Below are 242 nucleotides of genomic sequence, written 5' to 3'. Positions count from 1 at the left end.
CGATCTACCGGTGGGAGTATCATTTCCGCGCTTCCGCCGTGCTCGGCATCGTTGGCGCAGGGGGAATCGGTTTCGAGCTGATCTCGGCTCTGCGCCTCCTGAACTACGACCAGGTTTCGGCCATCCTGCTTTCGATCCTCGCATGCGTTGTAATCGTCGACAGCGTCGGCGCGTACTTGCGAAAATCGCTCAAGTAACCGTGCCTCGATGACAGAGTTGCCGCTCATCGTTCTGACAAACCG

Annotated in this window: 1 protein-coding gene; it reads left to right on the top strand. The window is 58.3% G+C overall.

Features of this window, described 5'->3' with window-relative positions; all coding sequences use genetic code 11:
- On the top strand, positions 1-197 hold a 197-nt coding region (locus KJQ96_RS39480), incomplete at its 5' end, for a PhnE/PtxC family ABC transporter permease (RefSeq protein WP_375293280.1).
- Positions 198-242 lie beyond the last annotated feature (45 nt).

Source organism: Bradyrhizobium sp. sGM-13 (assembly GCF_018398875.1).
Lineage (GTDB): Bacteria > Pseudomonadota > Alphaproteobacteria > Rhizobiales > Xanthobacteraceae > Bradyrhizobium.
This window is presented reverse-complemented; position numbering and strand designations above follow the sequence as displayed.